This window comes from Shewanella sp. 492, from assembly GCF_059338445.1.
Map to the genome: position 1 here is coordinate 2,374,280 of NZ_CM181702.1, position 17,467 is coordinate 2,391,746.

General features: G+C 46.6%; 10 protein-coding genes. 6 read left to right on the forward strand and 4 right to left on the reverse strand.

The features are described from left to right. The first annotated feature begins 220 nt into the window (after positions 1-220). From cysK to AC5YBX_RS10695, 3 genes are all read left to right on the forward strand, one after another. The gene (gene cysK, locus AC5YBX_RS10685) at positions 221-1,189 is read left to right on the forward strand and encodes a cysteine synthase A (protein ID WP_494521499.1); all 969 of its coding nucleotides are present in this window, start codon (positions 221-223) and stop codon (positions 1,187-1,189) included. A gap of 302 nt (positions 1,190-1,491) precedes the next feature. Beyond that, positions 1,492-2,457: a TDT family transporter gene (locus tag AC5YBX_RS10690; RefSeq protein ID WP_494521498.1), complete on the forward strand. Its 966-nt coding sequence runs from the start codon at positions 1,492-1,494 to the stop codon at positions 2,455-2,457. 604 nt (positions 2,458-3,061) lie between these two features. Then, the gene (locus tag AC5YBX_RS10695; protein WP_494523645.1) at positions 3,062-5,776 is read left to right on the forward strand and encodes a TonB-dependent receptor plug domain-containing protein; all 2,715 of its coding nucleotides are present in this window, start codon (positions 3,062-3,064) and stop codon (positions 5,774-5,776) included. A gap of 101 nt (positions 5,777-5,877) precedes the next feature. Here AC5YBX_RS10695 and yfcC read toward each other — a convergent pair whose 3' ends face one another. The 3 genes from yfcC to AC5YBX_RS10710 form a co-directional block, all read right to left on the reverse strand. Then, positions 5,878-7,416, reverse strand: a complete 1,539-nt coding sequence (gene yfcC / locus AC5YBX_RS10700; protein WP_494523646.1) for a putative basic amino acid antiporter YfcC — start codon at positions 7,414-7,416, stop codon at positions 5,878-5,880. Between the two features lie 229 nt (positions 7,417-7,645). Beyond that, positions 7,646-9,091, reverse strand: coding sequence for a sodium/pantothenate symporter (gene panF / locus AC5YBX_RS10705; RefSeq protein ID WP_494521495.1), 1,446 nt, complete (start codon positions 9,089-9,091; stop codon positions 7,646-7,648). Continuing rightward, entirely contained in the window at positions 9,084-9,260 is a 177-nt protein-coding gene (locus AC5YBX_RS10710) for a DUF997 family protein (protein ID WP_494521494.1), read from the reverse strand. Before AC5YBX_RS10710 ends, panF begins: the two co-directional genes overlap by 8 nt. A gap of 422 nt (positions 9,261-9,682) precedes the next feature. Between AC5YBX_RS10710 and AC5YBX_RS10715 the strand changes: the two genes are divergently transcribed. Continuing rightward, complete coding sequence (locus AC5YBX_RS10715; RefSeq protein ID WP_494521613.1) at positions 9,683-10,594, forward strand: LysR family transcriptional regulator; 912 nt, start codon at positions 9,683-9,685, stop codon at positions 10,592-10,594. 94 nt (positions 10,595-10,688) lie between these two features. Here the strand turns inward: AC5YBX_RS10715 and focA are convergent, their stop codons facing one another. Then, positions 10,689-12,257, reverse strand: coding sequence for a formate transporter FocA (gene focA, locus AC5YBX_RS10720; RefSeq protein ID WP_494521493.1), 1,569 nt, complete (start codon positions 12,255-12,257; stop codon positions 10,689-10,691). An 855-nt stretch (positions 12,258-13,112) separates the two neighbouring features. Between focA and AC5YBX_RS10725 the strand changes: the two genes are divergently transcribed. Continuing rightward, positions 13,113-14,645, forward strand: coding sequence for a DUF3360 family protein (locus AC5YBX_RS10725; RefSeq protein ID WP_494521492.1), 1,533 nt, complete (start codon positions 13,113-13,115; stop codon positions 14,643-14,645). 530 nt (positions 14,646-15,175) lie between these two features. Then, on the forward strand, positions 15,176-17,458 hold the full coding sequence (gene pflB / locus AC5YBX_RS10730; protein ID WP_494521491.1) for a formate C-acetyltransferase: 2,283 nt from the start codon (positions 15,176-15,178) through the stop codon (positions 17,456-17,458). Positions 17,459-17,467: the final 9 nt, after the last annotated feature.

The window sequence follows — 17,467 nt, forward strand, 5'->3', positions numbered from 1 at the left end:
TAATGGCTTTCCTTCCATTACCCAATGAAAACGAGCCATGAGGCGTCATCATTCCACCTCTGATATTGCTAGCGACTAATGGGCTGCGTTACACTGGGGTAATTAATGATAAATATGACTCTATTAATAACTAAAAAGAATAAAGAAGACGAAACTATCATTTCTAAACTGGCAAAAGAACACTATGATTTAACGGTATAAATAAAGGAGCAAGCAACCCATGAGTCACATTTTCGAAGATAATTCACATACTATTGGCCATACCCCTCTTGTTCGTCTCAATCGTGTCAGCAAGGGCTATGTCCTCGCAAAAATAGAAGCACGTAACCCTAGTTTCAGTGTTAAATGTCGCATCGGCGCAAACATGATTTGGGATGCAGAAAAAAAAGGCTTACTGACTTCGGATATCGAGCTGGTAGAACCCACCTCAGGTAACACTGGGATTGCATTAGCCTACGTTGCAGCTGCTCGCGGCTACAAATTAACATTGACCATGCCCAATACTATGAGTCTTGAGCGTCGTAAATTATTAAAAGCCTTGGGTGCCAACCTGGTATTAACCGAAGGCGCTAAAGGAATGAAAGGCGCTATCGACAAAGCCGAAGAAATTCGTCAATCAGCACCTGAAAAATACCTTATTTTAGGCCAGTTCGATAACCCAGCTAACCCAGAGATCCATGAGAAAACCACTGGACCTGAGATCTGGAACGACACCGACGGTGAAGTCGATGTTGTCGTGGCCGGTGTTGGCACCGGTGGGACCATCACAGGTATCAGCCGTTACATCAAAAATGTACAAGGTAAAGCGATCACGTCAGTGGCGGTTGAGCCAGTCGACTCACCCGTTATTGCCCAAACCTTAGCAGGCCAAACCATTCAACCTGGGCCACACAAAATTCAGGGTATTGGCGCGGGCTTCATTCCCGGTAACCTAGATTTAGAAGTGGTTGACCGCGTAGAAGCTGTCAGCAATGAAGATGCGATTGAAATGGCGCAGCGACTCATGAAAGAAGAAGGCATCTTAGTGGGAATTTCATCGGGTGCCGCCGTAGTTGCCGCTAATCGCATTGCGGCGCTGCCTGAATTTGAAGGCAAAAACATCGTGGTGATTTTACCTTCAGCAGCCGAGCGATACTTATCTTCAGTCTTGTTCCAAGGTCAATTTGGTGACGCTGAAAACGTGCAGTGATCTGTTTAATGTGTGTAAAACATTGATTAACAAGTTACTTATTTAATTGCTTTTGATTAAACCAGTCCATTCGGACTGGTTTTTTATTAGGTATGCTCATAAGGTTAAGCATTACTTAATCAACAATTAAAATAAATCAACTATTCTTATGCCACTCATCTTCCTACAATGATGTTACTGACAAAACGGACACTATTTTTTGCTCGTGAATACCATGATAGTTAGCGCATGAAGAGTAGTCAGATAACTAAATGCTCAAGCAATTTGCTCAAGCTATTTACTCAACAAGTAAGGGGGATAAGATGAGACAAAAAATTCATTCTGTGTATCACGGTGCATCCCGCTTACCCAGCCCTTTGGGTGGCTTAGCCCTCGCTATCGCCAGCCTAGGTTGGGCTTGGGATACCTTGTTACCTCAGCTTAATGGCACAGGACAAACCGTGGGCGCGGCGATAGCCAGCGTGCTCTTACTGGCGCTTGTGGCTAAATTTTTGCTTCACCCTCAAATATTGAAAGAGGAATTAGCACACCCCGTTATCGGCAGTGTGTTACCCACTTTCGCCATGGCTTTGATGGTGGTATCTAACAGTGTTAGCCAGTTTAAGCTTCAACTTGGTCAAGGACTGTGGCTAACGGCTATCGTATTACACTTAGTCTTTTTATGCGTGTTTCTCTATCATCGCGCACGTGAATTTCAGCTCAATCACATGGTGCCGAGCTGGTTTGTCCCCCCTATTGGCATCATTGTGGCGGCAGTAAGCTACAGTGGCACTGACTACCAATGGCTTGCCCAAGCACTGCTTAAATTTGGGATTGGTTGTTACTTATTTTTATTGCCCGTGATGTTATACCGACTGATTTTTTGTGGTGAAATTGACGATGCGGCTAAGCCAACGATGGCGATCATGGCAGCCCCTGCCAGCTTGTCTTTGGCGGGTTACCTTAGCATCACTGAGCATCCGTCAACCATATTAGTGGCATTATTACTAGGTATCGCATTATTAATGACCAGCCTAGTGTACATGGCGCTGGTGAAACTCCTCACCCTGCCATTTTCACCAGGTTATGCGGCATTTACCTTTCCACTTGTGATTGGTGCTACCGCATTATTTAAAGTGTATCACTGGATTATTAATGAATTTGGTCAAACTGAATTAGCCATGGGCATAAAAACAACAGCCATTGTTGAATTAATGATTGCTAGCATCGTCGTCAGCTATGTTATTTATCGCTATGTACGTTTTTACAGCATGCAGGCGGTTAAGTAATGACCGTCTGCTACGACAATTAAACGGTCTAACCATAATATAAAAAGTGTTAAAATGGCTTACTAGAGATGAGCCTTACCCATAATTCAATATAATAAATCTTGCATCAATATATTGAAAACCATGACTTAGTAACACAATGTCATTAAATTGTTACCCGCAGAACTCATCTAAAGAACAGTTAATATTAAGGTGTTAGCTATGAAAGCATTTAATTCAAAAAAAATTATATGTAAAACAACTTTTTTACCGCAACAACTGCAACAAAATCACAACCAAAATCTATATAAAACAGCATGGTAAAGATGCCCGTCAGAGCAGTAGCAAAGTAATCTATATCAGCAAAGCTCACAAAAAATATTATTATATGACATTAATCAGACAATAAAAGCTGAAATGTTTATATTAAAAAAACCAATAGTTAATGAACTGAGCTCAATACGTTAACAACACTCTCTTCGATTGCTGTAACCCGTATGTTGCAGTTGTTATTTGGCTATGATTATATCCCCATAAGTAGAAGCGATTTATATAAGAAAACTATTAAAAACCTTTTACTTAACAAAAAATCAAATCAATAACAATATTCTCAGGGAGAATCAAAATGCAGCCTAATTCTATATTGGCTAAAGCTGTGCGTTTTGCATTAATAAGTGGTGCCACTGCCGCCGCACTTGGAACATCTGTAGCCTATGCGGCCAATGAAGATAGTAGCGTTGAACGAATCGAAGTAACAGGTTCACGCATTAAGCGTACCGATATGGAAACCGCCACACCGGTTACGGTAATGAGTGCCGACGAAATGGCCAAACAGGGTTTCACTAATATTCAAGATGCGTTAGAAAGCCTAACATCAACAACTGGTGCGATGACCACACAATCTGTGCATGGTTTTACCCCTGCAGCGTCATCAATCAGTTTACGTGGTGCTGGCGCAAACCGGACCTTAACGCTTATCAATGGTAAACGCCTGAACCAATACCCGAAACCTGCAGGCGGTACTGATAACTTCGTTGACACGGCTAACCTGCCGATGGAAGCGGTACAACGTATCGAAATTTTACAATCGGGTGGTTCGGCTATTTACGGTGCCGATGCCGTCGGTGGCGTCATTAACATCATCTTGAAGAAAGACTTTGAAGGCGTTGCCATCAAGTATCGCCACGGCGATACCAGTAACGGTGGTGGCGGCAGTGACCGTATTGCCTTGTCGTTAGGAGCCTCTTCTGATCGCGGTAACGTATCAAGCTTTATTGAATTTACCGATAACCAGCAGCTTAAAGCAACCGACCGTGATAATTTTGGCCTGCACACGGATAAGGTCCCTTACAGTCCCTATTCGGCATACAGTTCGTACGGCGCACGCATTGCCGCTATCGCTCGTGACGATAAGACGGTTCCAACAGGACAAAGGGTACTAACGGCACAAGAGTGCACTGACGCCGGCTTTACTATGGCTGGAAGCCTATGTGGCTTTGACCGTTCACAATGGCGCGATCTACAACCAGAAAGCACGCGCTTTATCAGCTCGACTAATTTTAACTATGAGATAGCCGATGATATCTCTTTTGTTGGCCGTCTCGATTTTGCTGAAGCCAAATCGGTAACCAATATCGAACCTATGGCCATTGGTGATGAATATGGCATCACAGTCGATGGTAATAGCCTCACTGTCACAGGCGCTGGCCAAAGTAAAACATTTGCCGACAAAACATTAGCCCTTGGCGGCGACTTTGCCAATGCAGAAAACGGCGAATACTTTTACGCCCGCCGCCTGACTGAATTTGGTAGCCGCGGCGGTGAAACCAAGACACGTAACTACTTCTTTACTACTGGTCTTGAGGGCATGTTAGCCGACGAATATAACTGGGATGCATCGATAAACTACGGCCGCACTAATGTCGACGTGCTTGGCCAAGGTTTAGCGACTGAGCTTGGCATGTATAACTATCTGACTGCTGGAGATAACGGTAATTCATTATTTAAAAAAATGAGTGGTAGCGATGTGGCTAACGCATCTTATACGCCATTTGAAACAGCCCAGTCGACCCAGAAAAACATTCAAGCCAATATCTCAGGCATGGCGTTTGAAATGCCTGCTGGTGACGCTATGTTTGCCTTTGGTGCTGAGTACTCAGAGCAAGATTATCAAAGCGATGCCGACTCTGAGTCGAAAAAAGGCAATGTGTTAAACAAAGGTGGCTCATCAGGTGCGGGCGAGCGCTCATACTGGGCAACCTACGCCGAGCTTAGCTTACCTGTATCTGATGTGGTCACCATCAACGCGGCGCTGCGTTACGATGATTACGATGATTTTGGCAGTAACTTGTCACCACAGATCGCCGTTGAATATCGCCCACTACGCGAACTCTTAGTGCGTGGTTCGGTCTCTAGTGTGTTCCGCGCCCCCGATATGCACCGTGTTTATGGCGATCCTACCGAGGCTTTCTCATCGGTTATCGACTTCAAGCAGTGTCAAGCGATGGGCGGCACCCCTGGCCAAGCGTATGACAATGACCCAGCACTGAATGAAGTGTGTAAAGAACTGCACATCGATATGACCACAGGCTCTAATAAAGATCTCGAAGCTGAAACCGGTTATACCGCTAACATTGGCGCGGTATGGGGCGGCGATACGCTTAATGCTTCTTTCGACCTATGGGAGTGGAAACTCGATGACATGGTCAGCGATATCAGCCCAAGCAAGGCGGCGCGTGAATATGAGCAATATGCAGATATGATCACCCGTGATGAAAGCGGCAAAATCACCCATATCAACGCCGTTGCCCAAAACCTCGCCTTCCAAAAAGTACGTGGTATTGATGTTACTGCGGGCTATGGCTGGGATCTTGAGCAATTTGGTGAACTAAAACTTAACTTTAACGGTAGCTATATTCTGCTGTCGGAAGGTCAGATCTCACCAACCGATCCTATCGAAGACGATATCGAAAATGGCGGCCTCCCCCAGTACCGCGCTAACCTTGTTTTAGGTTGGTTTGTTGATGATTTCGAAGCGACACTGGGTGCTTATCACACGGCGCGTATGCACGGTATGTACTACAAATCGTTTAAGCAATCAGCTATCGATGACGGCGAAGCGTTTGAAGAAAGCGCATATGAAGTGGCGTCACAAACGAAGTGGAACCTGACTGCAGGTTACAACATTAGCGATGCGATTAAGGTGAAAGCCGGTGTTGTTAATCTATTTGATGCCGGTCCTAACTTCGATCCAACGGCCACCTCTTGGCCACATTATGACCGCTCGGTTTACAATGCACGTGGACGCGAATGGTTTGTTGAAGGTGAAGTGAAGTTCTAACATCAATATCACCTATTAAAAACGGCATCCTTGGATGCCGTTTTTTATCGCGCAAGACAAGTTTAATACGCCAGCCTCTGACTCATCATGTACACGATAAGCTAAACAAAACCTAAATAATGCGCCGCGATAACCAATAGACTCGATACGACAAACAAGCCCAACATAAAACGCCAAATAAACTTAAGCCATATACCCCAATCGACTCGGCACACACCTAATGTCGCCATTAATGACGCCGATGTGGGCACCAACACATTGGTAAATCCATCGCCCAGTTGAAAGGCCAGTACCGCCACTTGCCTGCTCACCCCCACAATATCGGCTAATGGCGCCATCAAGGGCATAGTCAAGGCCGCTTGACCCGAACCCGAGGTAACAAAAAAATTAAATACCGCTTGGAATAACAACATGAACCACGCCGATAACGCCGCGGGCAGCTGACCAATAATACTGCCAGCGCCACTAAGCAAGGTATTGAGCACACTGGGCGAGGTCGGATCGCCGCCGCCCAGTAAAATTAAGATCCCCGAGGCACAGCCCACCAAAATTGCCGGCTCTAACATGGTCGCCGCGCCCTGCTTAAAACTGCTGGCAACTTGGTTAATAGTCATGTCATTGAGCCCAAACACCACGGCAATCACCCCCACGGCGATCCCCATCGTAAAAAACTGACTGGCGATTTCAGGAATAAACCACCCATTGGCCACCACGCCCCATATCACCCACACCACAGTCACTAAGATGCTGCTGAGCACTAGGATATCGCCCCAATTAAAGCGCGAGTCTAGGCTGGCATGAGACTGATGATCACGGAAATATTGATCGCTTTGATAACTGTATGACAAACTTGGTGTGGCGCGGATCTTAGCGCCATAACGCATGGTAAAGATGATCCCCATCAGCGTAAAACCGGCCCACATCAGCCCACGAATGCCAGCACCCGACAACACCGGCACGCCGGCGATACCTTGAGCGATGGCCACACTAAACGGGTTCATCCACGAACTGGCAAAACCAATTTGGGTCGCCACATATGTCACCATAACCGTGGTGATGCCATCAAAGCCTAAGCGGATCATTAACGGGCAGATAATAATCGCAAAGGCAATGGCTTCCTCCCCCATGCCAAAGACCGCGCCGCCCAGCGAGAATAGGGTAAATAATGCGGGGATAAACAGGTTTTCATTACCTTGAGTTTTGTCGATTAAGCGCAAGATACCATTGTCTATGGTACCGGTTTCCATCACGACCCCAAAAGCACCGCCAATGACTAACATAAACATGATGACGCCAATGGCAGTGCCCCACTTAGACCCCGAGGCTAAGCCTTCAAACGCGAAATTAAAAAAGCCCACCCCACCGCCGCCTTCAAACAGCGCCACGGGTTGCATCACCGCATGACCACTGTCATCGCGTTGATATTGAAATGAACTTGGATCAACCACACTGCGGCTTTTCTCAACACCATCGCTTACATAAACAATCTCTTGGGTGTCAAATGAGCCCACTGGCACTAAATAGGTCAATGCCATGGCGGCTAGGGCGACAAAGAAAATAATAACTAAGGTATCTGGCATCTGCCAGCGGGTGAGCGACGTTGCGACAACAGAGGATTCTTGAGTAGTTTGTGAGTGCATGTTACGACCATGATTCTTATTATGATGAGACAATCTGCACGCAAATATAAACTAATTCACCCATCATTTACACTGACGCAGCATTTTTGCGACTAAGTTAGCTGCAAGCCTCACCTCGTCTGCGCATTACTGTGCTCACTTAAACGTACGACAAACAGCAAAAAGCCGCTTGATGACAAGCATCAAGCGGATGTTCAAGTCAAAAATCAGCGACGAACGATGTTGATGGTTACAGATGAGCACCGGCCTGACGCGATGGACGCCGCTGGATCATATGGCTCAGCAACATCGCTGCTAATGAGACCACCAAAGCCGGTACAATTGGGTGGATCTGCCACATAAAGGGTGCGCTCCATTGCAGCAATAAATAACAACCTAAGCCCGAGACCATAGCCACCAGCGCGCTGCTGCCATTAATGCTTGGCCAAAAGACGCCAGCAATAATCGGCCATAAAAACACTGCCTGCAGGGCACCAAAGGCGGCTAAATTGATCCACACTATCATTTTGGGCGGCGACAGCGCCCAATAGGTGGCCACCAAGGTAATAAGGGTTATGGCGATGCGCGTCAAACGCACCTGCGCGCTTGAACTTAAACTGGGGTAGCGTTTAAGCGCACCATCACGAATCAGGCTCACCGCCGATTGCAATAGCATAGAGTCCACCGACGACATTACCGCCGCAATGGGGGCTGCCAGCAATACCCCAGCCCAAAACGGATGAAATAACCCAGCAATCAAGGTCGGCATAATGTCATCGGGTACTGATAAATCAGGGTAAAGCGCCCGTCCGAGTACACCGCACAAATGGGGCAATAGGGTCATCAAGAAACAGATCACCGTACCCCATATTATGCCTCGCTTCAATGACGCGCGATCTTTAACCGCCAATAACCTGACTAGGGTATGAGGTAATCCCATAGTGCCAAAACAGATCAACACCCAAAATGACAACATCATCGGCCAACCAAGAGCATCATTGACCCCGTGCGGAGTTAACATGGCCGGCGAATAATCACTAACCCGCTGCATCAGCTCAGGCAATGGCGCCTGTAACAATATCACCACCAACAGCAGTAACAATCCAGCTAACATGACCATGCCCTGCAGCGCATCGGTCATGACGACGGCACGAAAGCCGCCGGTTAAGGTATAGGCCAACACCGTGACCACAAATAGCCCTAAGCCCAGCTCATAACTGATGCCGCTAACACCTGCAAATAAGCGGGCGCCGCCAATAAATTGCACCGCGATCATTGCAATAAAGCCCGTCACCAGACTGAGTACCGCTATTCGGCTAAGCCAGGGACTGTGGTAGCGGCTATCGAGCCATTCGATTAAGGTAGCATGCTGCGCGGCGCGCTGGCGCAAAAACTTAGGGCCCAACACCCCTAAGGTTAAAATGGCGACAGGCACTTGAATTAATGCCAGCCATACCCAGCCTAAGCCCATTTTGTAAGCCGCCCCAGGGCCGCCAATAAATGAACTGGCACTGGTGTAGGTTGCCACGAGTGTGAGCGCCAGCAAGGGACCATTCAAAAAGGCGCCACCAATAAAAAACCGTTTTGCTTTATCTTGATAAAGCTCACCATTGGTTTGATTTTGCCTATGGCTCCACCAACGAGTGATCACTAGGCTCAGTAATAAGTAGCCTAATACTGGCAGTAGATTAATCATCAGCAACCACACTCATCACTAACACCAGTACCAAAATCAACAGCAGAGGCGCAGCAATACAGGAAAACCAAAACCACAAGGGTAACCCTACCCATGTACCAGCATCTTTTAATAATAAGGGGCCAGCGCACCATAACAGCAGATAGCCAAGGGTTAATGCCAATGCCATTTTCGACAATGAAACCATAAGGAGTACACGAGAAATAAACCAAGTGCCCGATTCTAGACAAAACCAATAACATGGGCTAGCCCTAATCATCAACGCCGCGGGGAGGATGGCAAAATTTCACGCTACAATGGACTCACATCAGCCGCGAGCGCCCTAGTCTGATGTTTTATCCTCTCGATAAGCGGTGAGTAAGGTGGCCTTTTTAGCCATTGAGACAGGGCTCACCTGCTATAAGTGCTGCTAACAAGTGCGTTAACGCACAGTCCCGCCAAAAAAGTGAAGCGCATCTAGGTCTGCTCAAATAGATCAACAACTTACTTGTATCCCTTGCCTGACGCTCCTACAATCACAGGCAAGCAACCATCAATAAAATTGATACTTTAAATTCATTATTTTTTCCGTTAGGAGACCTGCTAGCCGTGATGAAGTATTCACTCAAACAAATCATGGTTTTTGATGCCGTTGCCAGCTTAGAAAGTGTCAGCGCCGCCGCAAGAAAACTGTCGATGACTCAATCAGCCGTCAGTATGTCACTGGGACAATTAGAAAATCTTTTGGGTCGGCCACTGTTTATTCGACAAGGTAACCGACTCACGCTTAGTCACTGGGGCAACTGGTTACGCCCTAGAGCGAGAAGACTGCTACAAGATGCGCAGCAAATCGAATTAGGCCTTCATGAACAACACCTTATTAGCGGGCGCTTCCGATTATGCTCTAGCCAGACCGCGGCGGAGCATCTTTTACCCGAGCTTATCAGTAAAATCGATACTGATTTCCCCGAGCTGAGGATCGAACTTACCGTTGAAAATACTGACAATGTGATCGATGGTCTGCTCAATTATGAGTATGACTTCGGCATTATTGAAGGGCGTAATGACGATGCACGGTTATATCAAGAACAATGGCTGGACGATCATTTAGTGGTGGTAGCGTCTCCGCATCACCCTTATGCCAGTAATAAAACCACCAGCCTATCGCAATTAGAGCAGGCGAAGTGGGTGTTGCGTGAACAAGGCGCTGGTACACGGCGTATTTTTGAAGGCGCGATACACGGAATAATTGAGAAATTAAATGTATGGAAGGAGTATGAGCATGTCTCGTTACTTAAAGCACTGGTAAAAAATGGGACTTACTTAAGTAGCTTACCCTTTTTAGATGTTGAGAAAGAGGTTGCCGCTGGCGAGTTGGTGATCCTCTCAACGCCGCAGCTCAATATGCAACGCCACCTCTCTTTTATATGGCGCAGTGACTCTGGTGACAACCCATTAAGAGACTGCGTGATAACCGAAGCGCGGCGACTGAGTAAACACCGCCAGCGCAGCAAGAAAACTTAAATAATACCCAGATATAAGCAAATGGGGCGTTCAGCCCCATTGCTTAGCGATTAATGATGATTGACTAGCGATACCCTAATTGACAGCTCATTGCTCACGCATAGACTGCACATACTTTCGCTGCCAGCGCTTCACGACTAATCACGCCGAGCAGTTGACCCGCTTCCACCACAGGAAAACAACTGGGTTTATTGGCGTATGCATGCCTTAAACGCTCCTCATAACTGGCAAACGTACTACCGGTGAGTACCCCCATTTGGCTGACTGGGAATAATTTATTTCTGTCGACTACCATAAGTTCAATCACATCAGCGACGGCATCATTAGGGGCTACGGTTAGCACTTGGGTTTGCATCAAGTCAGCCACTTTATAGGGAATGCCGCGCACATATTCTTCTGACCATAGGCTACGCAATAAATCTTGCTGTGAAATAAACCCCAGTAACCTTTGCTGCTCATCAATAACCGGTGCGCCCCGTTCATTGGCATCACATAAGCGCTTAAGGCCTTCATAGACTGATAACTCAGGTGTTAAGGTAAAAGGCGTGGTGTTCATAATATCGCTAATATTAAGTTTTTGAATTGATTTAGGCATTGATAACTCTCCAGAAGAAGCTACTGATAACGGATTTGTTTGAATATAAGCATCATGGCTCGCCGATTGGTGAACTGATTCAGTCAAGGAAGATGGCGCTTGCGTAACTGATTTTTGAGCGGCTAAAGGGGTAATACACTCGGCCAGTGGTGGCGGTGCAATATGCAGTACAGTGGCAACTTGAAGCTGTTTCTCAATCAGCCAGTAGCCTAAACCCACCAATAATCCGCCGCCGACTATGTTGCCAAGCGTCACGGGGATCAGGTTATGTAAGATAAAGTGGGCAATGGTTAAATCGCTATACTGCGTCGCACTGATCCCGGCGCTAGCAAAAAAGCTCGCATCGGCAAAATGGGCAATAGCAATTCCAAGGGGCACCATAAACAGATTGGCGATGCTGTGTTCAAAGCCACTGCTGACAAACATGGCCACCGGCAACATTAATAAAATGGCTTTAGTCAGTGCATCTTTGCTGGCGAAGGTCATCCATACACCAAGGCAAACCAACATGTTACACAACACCCCCAGCACAAAGGCTTGCCCCCAACCATAATGCAATTTGTGCTGCGCAATATTGAGTGCGTTCACGCCCCATAAGCCGCCATCGAGTTGATGCATGCCACCAGCAAATACCAGCCCTAGCATCAAGAGGGCGCCCAATACATTGCCAACATAAACTCGCAGCCAACAGATAAGTAGCGCTTTGGTGCTTACCAGTTTTTGTGCCCACGCCACGGTGCTGAGTACGGTACTGGTAAACAGCTCACCGCCACAGATCACCACCAACATTAAGCCCAAGCTGAAGGCTAACCCGCCCGCAAGCCTAACTAGGCCCCACGAACCGCTAGCCCCGGTTGTCACCGTGATATAAAACACAAAGGCTAATGCAATAAAAGCTCCAGCGAAGGCTGCTAAGCCGATGGACTGGCCGTGAGATTTATTGACTTTTGACAACCCATAATGCTCGGCATCTAAATACATACTCATCGAGCCACTGGGTGCCTCTGCGCTGGAGTGTTGAGCCAAGTGGGGCTGCTCTTGTTGGCTATTCATCGAAGAAGGTGACATCACTGCCCCTCCTTCATACCAAAATATCGAGGCTGATATCTGGCGCATTTACTTAATAACATTCTGTACTCCATCATAAATTAAGTAAGAGGTTCATTAGATATGGATAAGCTAGCCTTAAATTAAGCAGAAGAAAATCTGATAATAATGAACGTTAGTATCAATATAAATGATGTAAATCCCCTACAAATAACTCAGTGGTACACAAGCCGCAAAATAGTGGTTAACCTACTGTATTAATTAGATTAGCTACATAAAAACAACAGAGGTAATAGGCAGAAGACGCCAATGAAAGATGAAGTGCTCAAAGACAGATAACCAAAGCTTAATTCTGTCTATTGCTGGCTCGTCCTAACCGCATAAAGCGTGACCCGACCCTCACTAAACCAATCTTTGCGCCATACAAGCATATCAAATCACGCCGCAAAGAGAGGCAGGTCAAGCAAACTCAAAACCAGCGAGGCGCTTCACAAAACTCCTGGTTAATGAGAGCCAAGCAGCAGCGCAATATGCGTGCCTAATTAGAAAAAATCGGCTACTTCGTGGTGTAAGTTGTTAAGTTGCTCCCAATTCATCTAATCTTTAGTTTCAACTTTATTGATACTTAATGTCAGCCTTATTTGGCTGTGTTAAGATTTTTAAGGTAAATTGGTCAGACCAATTTTAGGCAAGTAAGGGACGCATCTGCTCACTCTAAAATGGAGCGTTTTCATTTCATTTACAGTAGCGGCCAAGTTAATCGAGTATCACAGACGGCATAAATGCCTGCACCACTTGACTAACTTATTAGGGATTCAGTTGCAGCCATCATCAATTTTGATGAATCACTATGTTCTTTTCGGAGAATGAGAAATTATGTCAGAAACCGTCAAACACGAAGAAATGGAAGCCTCAGAGCAGTCTTACAAAGCGCTTCATCGTCCCGCGTCTGAGTTTAATACTCGTGAAGAATACTTAGATCATGAATTACAAATCATGAAACCAAGGCGTTGGGGACTTAACTTACCAGGTCGAGATTTTCGCTTTGAATGGGAAGACCTTGTTCCCGCCATCGCTGGTACTATCGGCATTACCGTTATGTACTCTGCGGTAATGGCAGCTTGGGCCGCTGGCCTGACCGAAAAATGGGAACACGTTAATTTAGGTGCCGAGTTTGCCATTCAAGTTGTTCGAGTAGAAATGCTCATCCCCGCGTTACTCTTCTGTATTATCAGTTCCGGTTTTATCAATCCTCGCGCCAACCTTGGCGGTAACCATGGTCCGATGATCCCACTAATTGGCGCTATTGCCTTAGCAGGAGCTCATCCCCTTGCGCTGGCTATTTTGCTTGGGATCTTTGGTCTTATCCTCAGTTACTTTAAGGGCGGATCACGGTTGGTTAACCTCACCTCCAGTGGGGTGGCCGGTGGCTTATTGGTGTTCCTCGGATTTATGGGCGCCAAGAGTCAAATTAGCTCATTGTTCGATTGGGCCGGCGGTTTACAATCCAAGCATGCGCTCGATTACAGCTTAGGCTATGTGGCCTTCTTTATTTTGCTGGTGAATGTGATCTTATATGCCTATCTCGCTAAAGTAGGTAAACGATGGCTGGCTATTCCACTGTGCTCAATTGCCGCGATTGCTCTAGCATTCGGGCTGGGAGCAGGGCTAGATCTGCAGTTTGTCACTGAACCTGGCATCCCTAACTTGAACCCGGCTTACTGGTGGGGTTCAACCGAATACGGTTGGCAACTAGGCTTGCCGAATGCGGCGCATTTTATCGCCTCACTGCCCTTTGCGATTCTCGCTGTTGCCATGTGGTCGCCAGACTTCTTAGGTCACCGTATTTTCCAAGAACTTAATTACCCTAAAGGTACTGAAAAGGTACTCATGGATGTTGATGACACCATGACCACCTGCTCTTTACGTCAAATTGTGGGGACAGCTGTGGGCGGCGGTAACATCACCTCATCATGGGGCACTTACATGATCCCCGCAGCCATTGCTAAACGCCCTATTCCTGCTGGAGCCATTTTACTGGGCACACTTTGTATCATAGTGGCAGTTCTGGGCTATCCAATGGATGTAACGGTATGGCGCCCGGTGATGTCAATTGCGTTACTTGTGGGCGTATTTTTACCACTACTCGAAGCGGGTATGCAGATGGTAAAAGACACCCAAAGTAGCCAAGCGGCCGGGATCTGTATTTTTGCATCGTTTGTGGCCAACCCCGTGCTTGCATGGGCATTGACCATGTTCTTAGACAACAATGGCCTGATTGGTGACAAAGAGCGCGCTAAAACATTAAGCGTTGCCGACCGATTAATTATCCCAGGACTGGCGTTTGTTATCTGCCTTGCGGCAATGCTGGCAGTAGGCATGATCCAAGGGATCCCAGCCCTACTTTAAGACTGCGTCACAAAGTGGGTGATAACGCCCTCTTTGTGACTTCTCTTCTATACTTATGATGGTTTAACGCTCTCTCATTTCTGGTCGTCATTATCACAGTCAAAACCGCAATCTCATACGCTAGCGGGATTGTTATTGGCTAATGGTGACGCTAATTTAAGTCTAAATAACCGACTTTGAGATGAGATGCAATTAGACAATGCAGGTAAAAATGATAGGTCGGTAACAGTTTTGCCTTTATCTCTAGCGAATCTAATGCAGCTAGTAGGTGGATATGCTAATATCCATCAGGTAAATTGGTCTTACCAATTTAATGATCGCCGATAAAACTGTATCGCGTCATCTTATCGGCCATCTAAAGTATAGAATTTAATCGACTCGTTAACACGAATCGATAATCAGTTCCCATCATCAGGGCTACACATTGAGGGGAGCTGTTAAGACTTAGCTATTGGTGTATCGCAATCTTTGTAATCAAAGTTAACCCGCTACCCAATAACCTTTATCTCAATACAAAAGGTATTAGTACGATGACCGAAAAAACTGAGCTGTTCACCAAAGCGTGGGAAGGTTTTACTCCTGGTGATTGGAAGTCTGCAGTAAATGTACGTGACTTTATTCAAGCGAACTACACCCCATATGAAGGCGATGAGTCATTCCTAGCTGGCCCAACCGAGGCGACCCTAAAATTATGGGACAAGGTCATGGAAGGCATTAAGCTAGAAAACCGCACCCATGCCCCTGTTGATTTTGATACCGATAAGGTATCAACTATCACCTCTCACGAAGCGGGTTATATCACTAAAGAATTAGAAACCATCGTTGGCCTACAGACTGAAGCGCCTCTTAAGCGCGCTATGTTGCCAAACGGCGGTATCCGTATGGTAGAAAGCTCTTGCGCTGCCTACGGTCGTGAATTAGATCCAAACATCAAATATATCTATTCAGAGCTACGTAAAACTCATAACCAAGGTGTATTCGACATCTACACCCCAGAGATCATGCGCTGTCGTAAGTCTGGGATCCTTACCGGATTACCCGATGCCTATGGCCGTGGTCGTATTATCGGTGACTACCGTCGTATCGCGCTCTACGGTATCGACTATCTGATGCAAGACAAGTTTGCCCAATTTAGCTCGCTACAAGAAAAATTTGAAGCCGGTGAAGACTTGACTGCCACAATGCAACTGCGCGAAGAGATTGCAGAGCAGCATAAAGCCCTTGGCCAGATGAAGCAGATGGCAGCTAGCTATGGTTTTGATATTTCACGCCCTGCAACCAACGCCAAAGAAGCGATTCAATGGACATACTTTGGTTACCTTGCGGCAGTGAAAAGCCAAAACGGTGCTGCTATGTCACTGGGTCGTACTTCGACCTTCCTTGATATTTATATCGAGCGAGACCTTAAAAATGGCCTGATCACCGAAGAACAAGCGCAAGAAATGGTTGACCATTTCGTGATGAAACTGCGTATGGTTCGCTTCTTACGCACCCCAGAATACGATGAGCTATTCTCTGGCGATCCAATCTGGGCGACCGAGTCTATCGCTGGTATGGGACTAGACGGCCGCACTTTGGTGACCAAATCAAGCTTCCGTTTCTTACATACGTTATACAACATGGGCCCAAGCCCAGAGCCAAATATCACTGTGCTTTGGTCAGAAAAACTGCCTCTGACCTTTAAAAAGTACTGTGCTAAGGTGTCGATCGATACTAGCTCTATTCAGTATGAAAACGATGATCTGATGCGTCCAGACTTCCAGTCTGATGATTACGCTATTGCTTGTTGTGTTAGCCCTATGGTTGTGGGTAAACACATGCAGTTCTTCGGCGCACGTGCCAACCTAGCTAAAACCATGCTTTACGCTATCAACGGCGGTATGGATGAAAAACTCAAGACCCAAATCGGTCCTAAGTTTGAGCCTATTACTGACGAAGTGCTTGAGTTTGATGACGTGATGGGACGTTTAGATGTCATGATGGATTGGTTGGCTAAGCAATATGTATCAGCGCTTAATGCCATTCACTTTATGCACGATAAGTACTCTTATGAAGCGGCCCTAATGGCACTACATGACAGAGATGTTCGTCGCACTATGGCGTGTGGTATCGCGGGCCTTTCTATCGCAGCCGATTCATTGTCAGCTATCAAATTTGCCAAAGTGAAGCCTATTCGTGACGAGCACGGCATTGCAATCGATTTCGACATTGAAGGCGATTACCCTAAATTTGGTAACAATGATGCACGCGTTGATGACTTAGCTACTGAACTGGTTGAGCGCTTCATGGCGAAAATCCGTGACATGAAAATGTACCGCGATGCGATTCCAACACAGTCAATTCTCACCATCACCTCAAACGTGGTTTATGGTAAGAAAACAGGCACGACACCCGATGGCCGTCAAGCAGGTGCGCCGTTTGCACCAGGTGCAAACCCAATGCATGGCCGTGACGAGAAAGGCGCTGTCGCTTCATTAACCTCGGTGGCTAAACTGCCCTTTGCTCACGCTCAAGACGGTATCTCTTATACCTTCTCTATCGTGCCAAATGCACTAGGTAAAGATGATGATGGTCGCCGCACTAACCTAGCTGCGCTGATGGATGGCTATTTTGCCCATAACGATTCTCGTGAAGGTGGTCAGCACCTCAACGTGAACGTAATGAACCGCGAAATGCTGGAAGATGCCATCGTTAATCCTGATAAGTACCCACAGCTAACTATCCGTGTTTCTGGTTACGCTGTGCGCTTTAATGCCCTAACGCCAGAGCAGCAACAGGACGTTATTACACGTACTTTCACTAAAGGGATGTAAAACTAGGCA

Excerpts from the sequence above, each read along its gene's own strand:
- AC5YBX_RS10725 (WP_494521492.1), top strand. The coding sequence starts at position 13,113 with ATGTCAGAAACCGTCAAACACGAAGAAATGGAAGCCTCAGAGCAGTCT.
- AC5YBX_RS10710 (WP_494521494.1), bottom strand. The coding sequence starts at position 9,260 with ATGGCATTGGCATTAACCCTTGGCTATCTGCTGTTATGGTGCGCTGGC.
- panF (WP_494521495.1), bottom strand. The coding sequence starts at position 9,091 with ATGATTAATCTACTGCCAGTATTAGGCTACTTATTACTGAGCCTAGTG.
- yfcC (WP_494523646.1), bottom strand. The coding sequence starts at position 7,416 with ATGCACTCACAAACTACTCAAGAATCCTCTGTTGTCGCAACGTCGCTC.
- AC5YBX_RS10695 (WP_494523645.1), top strand. The coding sequence starts at position 3,062 with ATGCAGCCTAATTCTATATTGGCTAAAGCTGTGCGTTTTGCATTAATA.
- cysK (WP_494521499.1), top strand. The coding sequence starts at position 221 with ATGAGTCACATTTTCGAAGATAATTCACATACTATTGGCCATACCCCT.
- AC5YBX_RS10690 (WP_494521498.1), top strand. The coding sequence starts at position 1,492 with ATGAGACAAAAAATTCATTCTGTGTATCACGGTGCATCCCGCTTACCC.
- AC5YBX_RS10715 (WP_494521613.1), top strand. The coding sequence starts at position 9,683 with ATGAAGTATTCACTCAAACAAATCATGGTTTTTGATGCCGTTGCCAGC.
- focA (WP_494521493.1), bottom strand. The coding sequence starts at position 12,257 with ATGTCACCTTCTTCGATGAATAGCCAACAAGAGCAGCCCCACTTGGCT.
- pflB (WP_494521491.1), top strand. The coding sequence starts at position 15,176 with ATGACCGAAAAAACTGAGCTGTTCACCAAAGCGTGGGAAGGTTTTACT.